Below are 13,513 nucleotides of genomic sequence, written 5' to 3' on the forward strand. Positions count from 1 at the left end.
GGACCATGCCGAGTGTCATCAACTTCCCCTTCTTCACAGGTGGGTTCAGGATATCGCCGGTGCGAGCCCGGCCGGGCTGCGGCGGATCACCAGGGACATCAGGGCCGCCGCCGCGCACAGCGTGCCGGAGGCGTACCAGACGAGGTCGTAGGAGCCGAAGACGTCCCGGGCGAAGCCGCCGAGGTAGGCGACGAGGGCCGCGCCGACCTGGTGGGAGGCGAGCACCCAGCCGAAGACGATGGCGCTGTCCTCGCCGTACTGCTCCCGGCACAGGGCCAGCGTCGGCGGGACGGTGGCCACCCAGTCCAGTCCGTAGAAGACGATGAAGAAGAGCATCGGGGGGTGGACGGCGGGGCCCAGCAGCATCGGGAGGAAGACGAGGGAGATGCCGCGCAGGGCGTAGTACACCGCCAGCAGGCGGCGCGGTTCGAAGCGGTCGGTGAACCAGCCGGAGGCGATGGTGCCGGCCACGTCGAACACGCCGATGACCGCGAGCAGCGAGGCCGCCGTCGTGACGGGCATGCCGTGGTCGTGCTCGGCGGGCACGAAGTGGGTCTGGATCAGGCCGTTGGTGGAGGCGCCGCAGATCGCGAAGGTGCCGGCGAGCAGCCAGAAGGTGCCCGTGCGGACGGAGGTGGAAAGGATCTTCAGGGTGCGGCGGGCGGCGCCCGTCACCGGGGGCGGCTTCGGTACGAACTCCTGCGCGCCGTACGGGGACATGCCCACATCCGCCGGGTGATCGTGGAGCAGGAGCCAGACGAACGGGACGACGGCCAGGGCGGCGAGAGCGACCGTGATCGCGGCAGGGCGCCAGCCGTGGTGCTCGGTCAGCCAGGACAGCACCGGCAGGAAGATCAGCTGGCCGGAGGCGGACGCTGCGGTGAGGATGCCGCTGACCAGGCCGCGCCGCTCGGTGAACCAGCGGTTGGTGACCGTGGCGGCGAAGGCGAGGGCCATCGAGCCGCTGCCGAGGCCGACCAGCAGGCCCCAGCACAGCCACAGCTGCCAGGCCGCCGTCATCCACACGGTCAGGCCGGAGCCGGCCGCGATCACGGTCAGCGCGACGGCGACCACCCGGCGGATGCCGAAGCGGTCCATCAGCGCGGCGGCGAAGGGCGCGGTGAGGCCGTAGAGCGCGAGGTTGAGGGAGACGGCCGCGCCGATCGTGCCGTGCGACCAGCCGAACTGCTCGTGCAGCGGGTCGATGAGCAGGCCGGGCAGGGAACGGAAGGCGGCCGCGCCGATGATCGTGACGAAGGTGACGGCGGCGACGAACCAGGCGCGGTGCACACGGCGGCGCCTTTCGGGCGGGGCCTGGGCGGGGGCTGCGGCGGGGCTTGTCTGAGTCACGTCATAGAGCGTCCCGCCCCCATGCGTGCGCATCGAGTGGCCCGGAGGACAGCATTCGCTAGGATCGGGCCATGAGTGGTTCCGAGGAGTTCCGTCCGCACCGGGTCGCCGTCCTCGCCCTCGACGGCCTGCTGCCCTTCGAACTGGGCATCCCGCACCGCATCTTCGGCCGCCCGAAGGACGAGCGGGGCCGGCATCTGTACGAGGTCGTGACCTGCTCGGTACGGCCGCCCGGCCCGGTCGAGACGGACGCCGACTTCGCCATCCACGTCGCCCACGGGCCGGAGGCGCTCGCCGGGGCCGACACGGTCATCGTCCCGGCGTCGTACGAGCTGGGCCCGGTCTTCGAGGAGGGCCGGCTCACCGACGAGCTGGCCGCCGCACTCGCCCGCATCCGCCCCGGCACCCGGCTCGCCTCCATCTGCACCGGCGTCTACGTCCTCGCCGCCGCCGGGCACCTGGACGGCCGCCCGGCGACCACGCACTGGGCCGACGCCGAGCGCTTCCAGCGGATGTTCCCGAAGGTCGAGGTGGACGCGGACGTGCTGTTCATCGACGACGGTGACGTGCTGACCTCGGCCGGGGTCGCCGCCGGGATCGACCTGTGCCTGCACATGGTGCGCCGCGACTTCGGTACGGCGGTCGCCAACGACGTCGCCCGGCGCACGGTCGTACCGCCGCACCGCGACGGCGGCCAGGCCCAGTACATCGAGCGCCCGGTGCCCGACCCGCAGCTGGCCACGACCACGGCCGCCCGCGCCTGGGCGCTGGGCCGGCTGCACGAGCCGATCCAGCTGCGGGACATGGCCGAGCAGGAGGCCATGTCGGTCCGCACCTTCACCCGCCGGTTCCGTGAGGAGGTCGGGGTCAGCCCCGGCCAGTGGCTCACCCAGCAGCGCGTCGAGCGTGCCCGGCACCTGCTGGAGACCACCGGCCTGTCCATCGACCAGGTGGCCCGCGAGGCGGGCTTCGGCACGGCCCAGTCGATGCGCCAGCACCTGCAGCAGGCGCTCGGGGTGACACCGACCGCCTATCGCAGGACGTTCCGGGCCGGCGTCAGAACGTGAGCACCGCGCGGGCCACCCGCCCGGCCTCCGCGTCCGCGCGGGCCTTGGCGAAGTCCTCCACCGGATAGACGGCCGTCACCAACTCGTCGAGCAGCAGGCGTCCTTGACGGTACAGCTCGGCGTAGAGGGCGATGTCCCGCTGCGGGCGCGAGGAGCCGTAGCGGCAGCCGAGGACGGACTTGTCCAGGTAGAGGGAGGAGACGAGGAAGGACGCCTCGGCCGTCGCCGGGGGCACCCCCAGCAGGACCGCCTGCCCGTGCCGGTCGAGGAGGTCGATCGCCTGCCGGATCAGCTCCACCCGGCCGACGCACTCGAAGGCGTGGTCGGCGCCCGTGGGCAGGATGTCCCGTACGCCCTCCGCCGAGGTCAGGAAGTCGGTGGCGCCGAACCGCCGGGCCGCCTCCGCCTTGGCCGGGTCGGCGTCCACGGCGACGATCCTGAGCGCTCCGGCGAGCCGCGCGCCCTGCAGCACGTTCAGCCCGATGCCGCCCGTCCCGATGACGACGACGCTGTCCCCGTGGTCCACCCGCGCCCGGTTCAGCACCGCCCCCACGCCCGTGAGCACCCCGCACCCGATCAGCGCGGCGGAGCGAAGGGGGATGTCCTTCGGGATCCGCACCGCCTGTACGGCCTTGACGACCGTGCGCTCGGCGAAGGCCGAGCTGGCGGCGAACTGGTGGACAAGCGAGTTCCTCCGGGTGAACGGCTTCCCCGGGCGCCCGATCGCCTGCCGGCACATCGTCGGCCGGCCACGGTCGCACTCCGGGCACGTGCCGCAGTTGGCGAGCGTGGACAGCGCCACATGGTCGCCGGGTGCGACATGGGTGACGCCCGCACCGACCGCTTCCACGACCCCCGCGCCCTCGTGCCCCAGCACCACCGGCACCGGGAACGGAATGGTGCCGTCCACCACGGACAGATCGCTGTGGCACAGCCCGGCCGCCGCGACCGCCACCAGCACCTCGCCGGGCCCCGGCTCACGCACCGCGAGATCACCGACCACCTGCACCTGGCTGCCGTCGAACACCACACCACGCATCACACGGCCCCCTTGGGCTCTCTGGGCAGACCGAGCACCCGCTCGGCGATGATCGTGCGCTGGACCTGGTCCGAGCCGCCGTAGATCGTGTCGGCCCGGGAGAAGAGGAACAGATGCTGGTCGGCGCCGAGTTCGTACGGCGCCGAGGGTGACCAGTCGGCGGGGCCGGCGGCGGCCCGCGCCCCGCGCACCTGTACGGCGAGTTCACCCAGCCGCTGGTGCCAGTTGCCCCACAGCAGTTTGGCGACGCTGGGCGCGCCGGGGCCGGCCGAACCGCCGAGGGTGCGCAGGGCGTGCCGGCGCATGGTCCGCAGCTCGGCCCACTGCCGCACGAGCCGCGCCCGTACGACGGGGTCGCGCACCGCCCCGCTCTCCGCCGCCGCACGGACGACGGCGCCCAGCTCCTCGGCGAACCCGATCTGCTGGGCGAGCATGGCGACCCCCCGCTCGAAACCGAGCAGACTCATGGCCACCTCCCACCCGCGCCCCTCTTCCCCGACGCCGTGCTCCACGCGCGCGTACGCCCCGTCGAAGAAGACCTCGTTGAAGTCGCTGGTGCCGGTCATCTGCCGGATGGGGCGGACCTCGATACGGCCGGGCTGGTCCATGGGGACGAGCAGGAAGCCGAGACCGTGGTGGCGCCTGGACTCCGGGTCGGTGCGGGCCAGTACGAAGCACCAGTCGGCCTCGTGGGCGAGCGAGGTCCAGATCTTCTGCCCGCTGATCCGGTAGCGGTCGCCCTCCCGCACGGCCGCCGTCCGCACCCCCGCCAGATCCGACCCGGCACCGGGCTCGCTGTAACCCTGGCACCACAGTTCCTCGCCGGCCGCGATCGGGGGCAGGAAGCGGGACTTCTGCTCCTCGGTGCCGTGTGCGATGAGGGTGGGGGCGAGCAGGTTCTCACCGATGTGCCCGCAGCGGGACGGTGCGGGGGAACGTGCGTACTCCTCGGCCCACACGACCTGCTGGGTGAGGCCGGCGGTCCGGTTGCCGTATCCCGGCTCCGGCCAGCCGAGGCCGATCCAGCCGGCCCGGCCCAGGGTGCGTTCCCAGGTACGGCGGTCCGTTCGCGGGTCGGCGTTCTGCGCAAGCCACGCACGGGCCTCGGTGCGGAAGTCCTCGTCCTCTTGGCTGAACCCGAAGTCCATCGTGGACCGCCTCTCGATCGGGTGTCCGGTGCTGCTGTCGGCCGGGGGCCGGGTCGGTTACCGGTGGGCTGCGGCCCGTTCCGAGCGGGCGGCGGCTGCAACTCCCCAGCGGGTCAGGCGTTCGGCCGAGTACCACTCCGCGCCGCCGCTTCCATCGCCGAGAGCCTGGACAGCATCGGCATCGGATCCACCCCCACCGACCCCGGCAGGACCTCCGCGATCCGCTCCGGCGTCCAGGCCCCCTCCCCGTACACCGAACGGAGTTCACGCGGCTGCGCCCACACCGCGATCTTCGGCCCCGCGACGGTGTACACCTGCCCGGTGATGCCCTGCGCAGCAGCCCCGTCGGAGAGCAGGTACACCACGAGCGCGGCCACGTCCTCGGGCTCGCCGATCTCCGTCAGCTCCATGGGAACGCCGGCGGACATGCGCGTACGAGCCACCGGCGCCACCGCGTTCGCGGTCACCCCGTACTTGTGCAGGCCCAGCGCGGCGCTCCGCACGAGCGAGATGATCCCGCCCTTCGCCGCACTGTAGTTGGCCTGGGACACCGACCCCTGATGGTTGCCGCTGGTGAAGCCGATCAGTGTGCCGCAACGCTGCTTCCGCATCACCGCGGACGCCGCACGGAACACCGTGAACGTCCCCTTCAGATGAGTGGCGACCACCGGGTCCCACTCCTCCTCGGTCATGTTGAACAGCATGCGCTCGCGCAGGATCCCGGCCACGCACACGACCCCGTCCAGCCGGCCGTACGCCGACAGCGCGACGTCCACCACCCGCTGCCCGCCCGCCATCGTGGAGATGTCGTCGGCGACCGCGACCGCCTCGCCGCCCGCCGCCTCGATCTCCTTGACGACCGCCTCGGCGACCTCGCTCGTGGGCGAGGCTCCGTCCACGGAGACGCCGTAGTCGTTGACGACGACCTTCGCCCCCTCGGCGGCGGCCGCCAGTGCGACCGCCCGGCCGATCCCGCGTCCGGCGCCCGTCACGGCGACGGCCTTTCCTGCCAAGAAGTTCCCCACGCCCGGCCCCTTCCCGCTGTTTCTGACGGACCGTTAGATTTTATGACCCGCCCGACAGCCGGAGACAAGCCCCGGGGAGGCCCGATGTCGCTGCCCGCGCAGTTCCACGAGATCGCCGAGCGCGTGAACAACTGGGGGCGTTGGGGGCCCGACGACGAGGCCGGAACCCTGAACCTGATCACGGACGAGGTCGTACGGCAGGCCGCCGCCGAGATCCGCACCGGCCGCCGCGTCCCCCTCGCGCTCCCGCTCCGGCAGGACGGGGTACAGACCGGCGTGATCCCGGGCCGCGTCAATCCGCTGCACGTGATGGTGCAGATCAACCAGGAGCTGTTCGGGCCGGGCACGGTGGCGTGCAGTGACGACGCGGTGACCATGGGCCTGCAGGCGGGCACCCACTGGGACGCCCTCACTCATGTCTCGCACTCGGGGAAGCTCTACAACGGCCGCCCGGCACACACGGTCACCGCGCACGGCGGTGCCGGGTTCAGCGGGATCGACAAGGCGCGGCACATCGTCTCGCGCGGGGTGCTGCTGGATGTGGCACGCGCGCGGGGCGTGCAGCGGCTGGAAGGGGGTCACGCGGTCACGCCGGAGGATCTGGAGGCGGCACAGGAGTTCGGCGGGGTGCGCGTCCGGGCCGGGGACATCGTGCTCGTCCGCACCGGGCAGATGCAGCTGTATCTGGCCGGGGACAAGCACGGGTACGGCCATCCGTCACCGGGGCTGTCCCTCCGCACACCGGAATGGTTCCACGCGCGCGATGTGGCCGCGGTCGCGAACGACACCCTCACTTTTGAGATATTTCCGCCCGAGTTGGAGAATCTCTGGCTGCCGGTGCACGCCCTGAATCTGGTGGAGATGGGGATGCTCCAGGGCCAGAACTGGAATCTCGAAGAGTTGTCCACAGCCTGTGGAGAAGCGGGGCGGTATGCGTTTCTCCTGTCGGCGATGCCCGAGCCGTTCGTCGGCGCGACGGGGACGCCGGTGGCACCCGTGGCCGTCCTCTGAGAAACCCGCGGCCCTGCTGGACCGGCCGGCGGCGCGCTTCCCCCACGGTCGCGCGCACGCGCCGCCCACCGGTGCGACCCACGCTCGACGAGGACCGCCGTCCCAAGCCCTCGCCGTCCCCTCGCGGCGAATCGTCGCCCCCAAGCGTGATCAGACGGTCACCGGTCGTCAACGCCGGTACGGGGATTTGTTACGTAAGCCCTGTTCACGGCGCCCGCGCACGGATGCATCCCCGGCGCACACCGCGCCGGGTGCTACACCGCCTCGAAGGCGAGACCCTCGTACGCGGACACTCCGCCTCCGTACGCCATCGCTGCGCTCTCCCTCGGCTGCGAACAGCGGTCCAGTTCGCACCAGATGCTCTTGCCGGCGCCTTCCGGGCTCCAGCCCCAGCGATCGGCCAGGCAGTCCACGAGGGCCAGGCCGCGGCCGCCGGTGGCGTCACTGCCGGCGCAGCGTGGCACGGGGGCGCGGGAGGAACTGTCGGCCACCTCGACGCGCACGGTGGCCACCGCGGGCGGCTCGACGACGTCCGTCGCTCCGGCGGAATGCATCGCCCCGGCGGAATGGGTCGCCCCGGCGGCATCGGTGACGGCATCGGTGGTCACGGCAGGATGCGTCACGGCCGCAGAAGTGGCGGCGGCGGGATCGGCCGCAACGGCAGGACCGGCGGTGCCGGAAGAACCGGTCTCCGCGGCGGGATCGGTCGTCCCGGCCGTCGTGCCGGGCAGGGAGAGCCGCAGGACGGCCGTGTGTCCGGTGTGCACCACGGCGTTGGTCACCAGCTCCGAGACGAGCAGGATCAGGGTCTCGGCGAGCGGCTCGTCGGCCGCTATCCCCAGCCCCGCGAGCCGCGAGCGGGCCCACCTCCGCGCCCGCCCCACCTCCGTGGGATCGGGCCGGATCTCCAGCTGCACTTGAAGCACCTGCACCGCTCACACCATCCGAACCGGCGGACACATGACCCCACGCCGACCGGCCGCCACGGCAGATGCCGCGGCGACGATCACGAGGGCCACGATCGTAGCCATTTTCTGCATGGCCAGAACAACGGCCAGAGCAAGGGTCACGGAACGTGAGTCCCTTACGCGACAGCATGGTTGACGTACAGTCACCCCAACAAGCGCTTCGGGCATATTCCAGCGCGAAGGAGTACGCGTAAGGCATACTGTGCGACGCTCGTCCCGGGGAGTCGAACAGGCGACGACCGAAGCCGCAACCGCCCCGCGAGCAGCGAAGCGCACCGCGCGACCCGGCACCGCCCCAGGGGCATCGCCGGCCCGGCCCGTGCTCACAGCCACTCGCATCCCACACAAGGTACCGGAGCGGACGCCCGACTCCGGGTCGTGACGAGTCCCACGAAGGACACAACCCGGTATCGACGCTCCGTGACACCGGCGCGCCACGATCCGCGACATCTTGGGCCAAGGCTTCGCCGCCGATGCAGTCCAGAGCGCCGCGGGCCCTTCAGGCCGCCAGGCCGGCGGCGAGCAACTCCTCACTCTCCGTGCTCCCGCCGCCACGGCGGGCCCGTACCCAGGCCCGTTTCAGGTGCAGATGGACATCCGCCTCCCAGGTGAACCCCATGCCGCCGTGCACCTGCAGGCAGTCCCGGGCGCCGCGCACGGCGGCCTCGTCGGCGAGCAGGCGGGCGGCGGCGATGTCCGCCGGGTCGGCGGTCACGGCGGCGGCGTAGACGGCGGCACGGGCGGTTTCGGCGCGCACCAGGAGGTCGGCACACAGGTGCTTGACGGCTTGGAAGGCGCCGATGGGACGGCCGAACTGCTCGCGGGTGAGGGCGTGTTGGACGGCGAGCTCGGTCACACGAACGGCGGTTCCCAGTTGCTCGGCGGCGGAGAGGAGGCCGGCCACCCCGAGGGCACGACCGCCCGCGGCGGGGGCGGCACGGGTGCCTGCGGCTGTGCGGTGCAAGGGCGTGAGCGGGTCCACCGAGCGGATCGGAGTCGCCCCGGCCGTCTCGCCCCGCACCACGTCCGCCGTCTCCAGCCACTCCACCAGTTCCCCGTCCACCGCCGTCACGACCGTCTCGCCGGTGGCTGCTCCCGGGACGGTGCCGGCCGCCAGGTGGGTGGCCACGAGCGGGCCGGGCAGAAGGGCACGGCCCGCTTCCTCGAAGACCAGCACCGCCTCCGGCAGGCCCAGTCCGACCCCGCCGTCCGCCTCCGGCAGCCGCAGGGCGAAGAACCCCGCGTCCCCGAGCGCCCGCCACAGCTGCCGGTCGAGCCGCCCCGGCGCGTCGACGGCCGCACGCAACCCCTCCCGCCCGAACCGCCGCTCCAGCACCTCCCGTACGCCGGACTTCAGCGCGCGCTGGTCCTCGCTCAGCTGGAAACGCACGCTCATCCTCCCTTCGGCAGACCGAGGATCCGTTCCGCCACGATGTTGCGCTGAATCTGTGAGGTGCCGGCGGCGATCGTGTACGACAGGGACGACAGGCGGTCGAGGGTCCAGGGGCGGTCCAGGTCGAGGCTGTCCGGGCCGAGTACGTCGGCTGCGGTGTCGTACAGCTCCTGGCGGGCGTGGGAGTAGCGGAGCTTGAAGACCGAGCCGCCGGCGCCCGGCACTCCGCCGCTCGCCTCCGCCTCGCTCACGTTCCACTGGGTCAGCCGCCACAGCGCCCGGAACTCCGCCTCCAGCCGGCCCAGCCGGCGGCGCAGCACGGGGTCGTCCCAGCGGCCGTTCTCCCGTGCGGCGCGGGCGAGTTCGCGCAGTTCCCGGCGGCAGGCGACGACCTCTCCGACGAAGGCCGTGCCGCGTTCGAAGGACAGGGTCACCATGGTCACGCGCCATCCGTCGTTCTCGGCGCCCACCCTGCCCGCCGCGGGCACCCGGACCTCGTCGAGGAACACCTCGGCGAACTCCGCCGACCCGGCGAGCGTGCGCAGCGGCCGTACGGTGATGCCCGGCGCGTCCATGGGCATCGCGAGCCAGGTGATGCCCCGGTGCCTGGGCGCGTCCGGATCGGTGCGGACCAGCAGTTCGCACCAGTCGGCGACCTCGGCGTGGGAGGTCCAGATCTTGGACCCGGTGACCACGTAGTGGTCGCCGTCGCGCCACGCGCGCGTGCGCAGCGCGGCGAGGTCGGAGCCGGCGCCCGGTTCGCTGAACCCCTGGCACCACACCTCCTCGCCGCGCAGGATCGGCGGCAGCCAGCGCGCCCGCTGCTCGGGGGTGCCCTCGGCGGCGATCGTCGGGCCGGCGTGCAGCAGTCCGACGAAGTTCGCGCCCACATAGGGCGCGCCCGCCTTCTCGGTCTCCTCCAGGAAGATCAGCCGGGTGGTCGGCGAGGCGTCCCAGTGGACGTGGGCGTACCCGGCGTCGTACAGCATCCGCTGCCAGCCGAGGTCGTAGGCCCTGCGCGCGGGCCAGTCGCCGGGGGACGGCTTGGCGGGGAGGGTGGGCAGCACCTTGGCGAGCCACTCCCTGAGCCGGGCCCGGAACTCCTCCTCCTCGGGCGTGCAGGAGAGGTCCACTAGCGGTCCAGGCCGAGGTCCAGCATGCGGATGGCGTTGCCCCGCATCAGCTTGTAGACCGTCTCCTCGTCGAGGCCCTTCACATGGTCGAGGGCGACCTCCTTGGTGTGCGGGAAGGTCGAGTCGACGTGCGGGTAGTCGGTCTCGAAGGTGGCGTTGTCCCGCCCCACCGCATCCAGCGAGGCGACTCCGTGCCTGTCGCGGAAGAAGCAGCAGAAGACCTGCCGGTAGTAGTACGTCGACGGCGGCTCCGGGATCAGGTCCCTGACCCCGCCCCAGGCGCGGTGTTCCTCCCAGACGTCGTCGGCGCGTTCCAGGGCGTACGGGATCCAGCCCATCTGTCCTTCGGAGTAGGCGAGTTTGAGGGACGGGAATCTCACCAGGACCCCGCTGAAGAGGTAGTCCATCATCGAGGCCATCGCGTTGTTGAAGCTGAGCGAGGCCTGGACGGCGGGCGGGGCGTCCGGGGAGGCGGCCGGCATCTGGGAACTGCTGCCGATGTGCATGTTGACGACCGTGCCGGTCTCCTGGCAGACGGCGAAGAACGGGTCCCAGTAACCGGAGTGGATGGACGGCAGCCCGAGGTGGGTGGGGATCTCGGAGAAGGTCACCGCCCGCACCCCGCGCCCGGCGTTGCGCCGGATCTCGGCGACGGCCAGCTCCACGTCCCACAGCGGGATCAGGCACAGCGGGACGAGCCGGCCGCCGCTGTCCCCGCACCACTCCTCGACCATCCAGTCGTTGTAGGCGCGCACGCAGGCGAGGGCGACCTCCTTGTCGTGCGCCTCGGCGAAGGTCTGTCCGCAGAACCGGGGGAAGGTCGGGAAGCAGAGGCTGGCCTCGACGTGGTTGAGGTCCATGTCCGCGAGGCGGGCCTTGGGGTCCCAGCACCCGCGCCGCATCTGCTCCCTCGTGATCCCCTCCAGCGTCATCTCGTCCCGGTCGAAGCCGACGGCGGCGATGTTGCGCTTGTACGGGAACTTCAGGTCCTCGTAGATCCACCAGTCGGTCGGCTGGCCGTCCGGGTCCATCGTGATCCGGTACTTGCCACCGATGTAGGCGAGTTCGCCGATGCCGGCGGTGAGGGGCTTCGGTCCGCGGTCCCGGTACTTCCGCGGCAGCCAGGTCTCGAAGAGGTGCGCGGGCTCGATCACGTGGTCGTCGACGCTGATGATGCGGGGCAGTTCGGTGGCCATGGTTCCCCTCCGCCGGACGGTATTTATCTGATGACCCGTCAGATAGCATGGCACCTGACGGTACGTCAGCCAAGCCGGTCAGGGGGCAGACATGAGCGACACCCCGCACTCCCTGGGTCGCGCCCGCACACTGTGGGACCTGGTCGTCCGCCGCGCCGCGCTCACCCCCGGCCGCCCGGCGCTGCTCCAGGAGGACCGCACCCTCACCTTCGGCGAGCTGCGCGCGCGTGCCGAGCGGGTGGCGGCCGGTCTGTACGGCATGGGCGTGCGCCCCGGCACGGTGGTCGCCTGGCAGCTGCCCACCCGCATCGAGACCGCCCTGCTGTCCTTCGCGCTGGCCCGCCTGGGCGCCGTGCAGTCCCCCGTCATCCCCTTCTACCGGGACCGTGAGGTCGGCTTCGCGCTGCGCGAGTCGAAGGCCGAGTTCTTCGCGGTCCCGGGCGTGTGGCGGGGCCACGACCACACGGGGATGGCCCGCAGGCTGGGCGCGAAGGGGATCTTCGAGGCGTACGACGAGCTTCCGGAGGGCGATCCGTCGACGCTCCCCGCTCCCCCCGCCGAGGGCACCTCGGTCCGCTGGATCTACTGGACCTCGGGCACCACCTCCGACCCCAAGGGCGTGCTGCACAGCGACCGCTCCCTGATCGCCGGCGGCTCCTGCCTGGCGCATGCGCTGAGGCTCACCGCGGCCGACGTGGGCTCCATCGCCTTCCCGTACGCCCACATAGGCGGCCTCGACTACCTGGTGATGCTCCTGCTCTACGGCCTCCCGGCGGTGATGTTCGAGCACTTCGCGCTGCCGGAGGCGCTGACGGAGTACCGGCGCCACGGGGTGACCGTGGCCGGCGGCTCCACGGCCTTCTACTCCCTGTTCCTGGCCGAACAGCGCAAACAGCCGGGTGAGAAGCTGATCCCCTCCCTGCGCCTGCTGGCCGGCGGCGGCGCACCCAAGCCGCCCGAGGTCCACCACGCGGTGGTCCGCGAAATGAACGTCCAGCTCACGCACGGCTACGGCATGACCGAGGTCCCGATGATCACCATGGGCGATCCGGAGGACAGTGCCGAGAACCTGGCGACGACCGAGGGCCGCCCCCCGGCGGGCATGGAGATCCGGATCGTGGACGGCGAGATAAGACTCCGCGGCGAGGCCGTCTGCCAGGGCTACCTGGACCCCGCCCAGACGGCCGCCGCCTTCGACTCCGAGGGCTTCCTGCGCACCGGCGACCTGGGCCACGTCACGGATTCGGGCCATCTGGTCCTCACCGGCCGCCTGAAGGACGTGATCATCCGCAAGGGCGAGAACATCTCGGCCAGGGAGATCGAGGACCTCCTCGCCGCGCACCCGGCGGTGGCGGACGCGGCGGTGATCGGCCTGCCGGACACGGAACGGGGCGAACTGGTCTGCGCGGTCGTCGAACAGCCGCCGGGCGCCGCCGAATTGACCTTGCCGGAGACCGTCTCGTACCTGCGCTCGGCAGGCCTGTCCGTGCACAAGCTGCCGGAACGGCTGGAGGTGGTGGAGGCGCTGCCGCGCAACGACACCCTGCGGAAGGTGCTCAAGTACAAGCTGAGGGAGCGGTTTTCAGGGCTGTCGCCTCAGGCGGGAGAGCAATCCCGGCCGTGCTGAGGCCTCCGTCAGGTTCAAGTGGTGGCTCACGACGTCGAGGAACACGTTGCGGCTGGGGCGGATGTATGCCCAGACCTTCTCGTCCTGGGGTTCCGTCGGGTCCTCGGGGCCTTTTCTGATCACGTCCTGGACTTTGGTCGCCAGGCCGTGTGCCGCCTTGTTGATCTCGGATCCACACAGCATGTGGATCGTCTTCTGCGTCACCCACATCTTGTCGACGACCTGTTTGGCCCGGGCCTGCCACTGCTCGTCGGACAGCAGGTGGTGATAGCGGTCGACGGCGACCCGCTCGGCCTCCTGTGCCGCGGCCAGGAAGGCGATGACGTGAGTGACGAGTTCCTTGCGGCGCTCCTCGGCGCGTTCACGAATGCTCCGTCGCACCTCGGCCCGCTCCGACGCGCGTCCTAACCAGTACTGGGCCAACGACGACACAAATCCGCCGAGTAGGACGCCGAAGTACGGCGCGAACTTCGTCCATGTCACACCTCACTGTGGCACGCGTGAGGTTGATGTCCCGGTACTTTCGGATATTTCAGCCGCTGTCCGTTCTCATGGT

The 13,513-nt window shown here is 71.6% G+C and carries 12 protein-coding genes; 3 read left to right on the plus strand and 9 right to left on the minus strand.

Annotated elements, in window-relative coordinates; translation table 11 throughout:
• Nucleotides 1–45: 45 nt before the first annotated feature.
• Entirely contained in the window at nucleotides 46–1,350 is a 1,305-nt protein-coding gene (locus tag ACZ41I_RS28310; protein WP_468515400.1) for an MFS transporter, read from the minus strand.
• Nucleotides 1,351–1,421: 71 nt separating this feature from the next.
• On the opposite strand from ACZ41I_RS28310, the gene ACZ41I_RS28315 reads away from it, so the two are divergent.
• Entirely contained in the window at nucleotides 1,422–2,417 is a 996-nt protein-coding gene (locus ACZ41I_RS28315) for a GlxA family transcriptional regulator (RefSeq protein WP_468515401.1), read from the plus strand.
• Here ACZ41I_RS28315 and ACZ41I_RS28320 read toward each other — a convergent pair.
• The 3 genes from ACZ41I_RS28320 to ACZ41I_RS28330 all read right to left on the minus strand — a co-directional run bounded on the left by ACZ41I_RS28320 (nucleotide 2,407) and on the right by ACZ41I_RS28330 (nucleotide 5,629).
• A complete protein-coding gene (locus ACZ41I_RS28320) occupies nucleotides 2,407–3,456 on the minus strand; it encodes a Zn-dependent alcohol dehydrogenase (protein WP_468515402.1) in 1,050 nt (349 codons plus the stop codon). The genes ACZ41I_RS28315 and ACZ41I_RS28320 overlap by 11 nt on opposite strands.
• Complete coding sequence (locus tag ACZ41I_RS28325; protein WP_468515403.1) at nucleotides 3,456–4,604, minus strand: acyl-CoA dehydrogenase family protein; 1,149 nt, start codon at nucleotides 4,602–4,604, stop codon at nucleotides 3,456–3,458. Before ACZ41I_RS28325 ends, ACZ41I_RS28320 begins: the two co-directional genes overlap by 1 nt.
• A gap of 113 nt (nucleotides 4,605–4,717) precedes the next feature.
• Entirely contained in the window at nucleotides 4,718–5,629 is a 912-nt protein-coding gene (locus ACZ41I_RS28330) for an SDR family oxidoreductase (RefSeq protein WP_363217996.1), read from the minus strand.
• An 84-nt stretch (nucleotides 5,630–5,713) separates the two neighbouring features.
• Here ACZ41I_RS28330 and ACZ41I_RS28335 point away from each other — a divergent pair, with 84 nt between their 5' ends.
• Nucleotides 5,714–6,640 carry a cyclase family protein gene (locus ACZ41I_RS28335; RefSeq protein ID WP_468515404.1) on the plus strand — a complete coding sequence of 309 codons (927 nt, stop codon included), beginning with the start codon at nucleotides 5,714–5,716 and terminating at the stop codon, nucleotides 6,638–6,640.
• Between the two features lie 254 nt (nucleotides 6,641–6,894).
• Here the strand turns inward: ACZ41I_RS28335 and ACZ41I_RS28340 are convergent, their stop codons facing one another.
• From ACZ41I_RS28340 to ACZ41I_RS28355, 4 genes are all read right to left on the minus strand, one after another.
• Complete coding sequence (locus tag ACZ41I_RS28340) at nucleotides 6,895–7,572, minus strand: ATP-binding protein (RefSeq protein WP_468515405.1); 678 nt, start codon at nucleotides 7,570–7,572, stop codon at nucleotides 6,895–6,897.
• A 535-nt stretch (nucleotides 7,573–8,107) separates the two neighbouring features.
• On the minus strand, nucleotides 8,108–8,998 hold the full coding sequence (locus ACZ41I_RS28345; RefSeq protein ID WP_468515406.1) for an acyl-CoA dehydrogenase family protein: 891 nt from the start codon (nucleotides 8,996–8,998) through the stop codon (nucleotides 8,108–8,110).
• Between the two features lie 2 nt (nucleotides 8,999–9,000).
• On the minus strand, nucleotides 9,001–10,134 hold the full coding sequence (locus ACZ41I_RS28350) for an acyl-CoA dehydrogenase (protein ID WP_468515407.1): 1,134 nt from the start codon (nucleotides 10,132–10,134) through the stop codon (nucleotides 9,001–9,003).
• Nucleotides 10,134–11,330: an amidohydrolase family protein gene (locus tag ACZ41I_RS28355; RefSeq protein ID WP_468515408.1), complete on the minus strand. Its 1,197-nt coding sequence runs from the start codon at nucleotides 11,328–11,330 to the stop codon at nucleotides 10,134–10,136. Before ACZ41I_RS28355 ends, ACZ41I_RS28350 begins: the two co-directional genes overlap by 1 nt.
• A gap of 91 nt (nucleotides 11,331–11,421) precedes the next feature.
• Between ACZ41I_RS28355 and ACZ41I_RS28360 the strand changes: the two genes are divergently transcribed.
• Nucleotides 11,422–12,957 (plus strand): class I adenylate-forming enzyme family protein, encoded by a 1,536-nt coding sequence (locus tag ACZ41I_RS28360; RefSeq protein ID WP_468515409.1) that lies wholly within the window; start codon nucleotides 11,422–11,424, stop codon nucleotides 12,955–12,957.
• Here ACZ41I_RS28360 and ACZ41I_RS28365 read toward each other — a convergent pair.
• A complete protein-coding gene (locus ACZ41I_RS28365; protein ID WP_468515410.1) occupies nucleotides 12,913–13,440 on the minus strand; it encodes a hypothetical protein in 528 nt (175 codons plus the stop codon). The two genes, ACZ41I_RS28360 and ACZ41I_RS28365, sit on opposite strands and share 45 nt — an antisense overlap.
• Nucleotides 13,441–13,513 lie beyond the last annotated feature (73 nt).

Source organism: Streptomyces sp. NPDC030799 (assembly GCF_055572255.1).

Coding starts and splice junctions, on each gene's coding strand:
- ACZ41I_RS28320 (WP_468515402.1), bottom strand. CDS start 3,456: ATGCGTGGTGTGGTGTTCGACGGCAGCCAGGTGCAGGTGGTCGGTGAT.
- ACZ41I_RS28315 (WP_468515401.1), top strand. CDS start 1,422: ATGAGTGGTTCCGAGGAGTTCCGTCCGCACCGGGTCGCCGTCCTCGCC.
- ACZ41I_RS28355 (WP_468515408.1), bottom strand. CDS start 11,330: ATGGCCACCGAACTGCCCCGCATCATCAGCGTCGACGACCACGTGATC.
- ACZ41I_RS28335 (WP_468515404.1), top strand. CDS start 5,714: ATGTCGCTGCCCGCGCAGTTCCACGAGATCGCCGAGCGCGTGAACAAC.
- ACZ41I_RS28325 (WP_468515403.1), bottom strand. CDS start 4,604: ATGGACTTCGGGTTCAGCCAAGAGGACGAGGACTTCCGCACCGAGGCC.
- ACZ41I_RS28360 (WP_468515409.1), top strand. CDS start 11,422: ATGAGCGACACCCCGCACTCCCTGGGTCGCGCCCGCACACTGTGGGAC.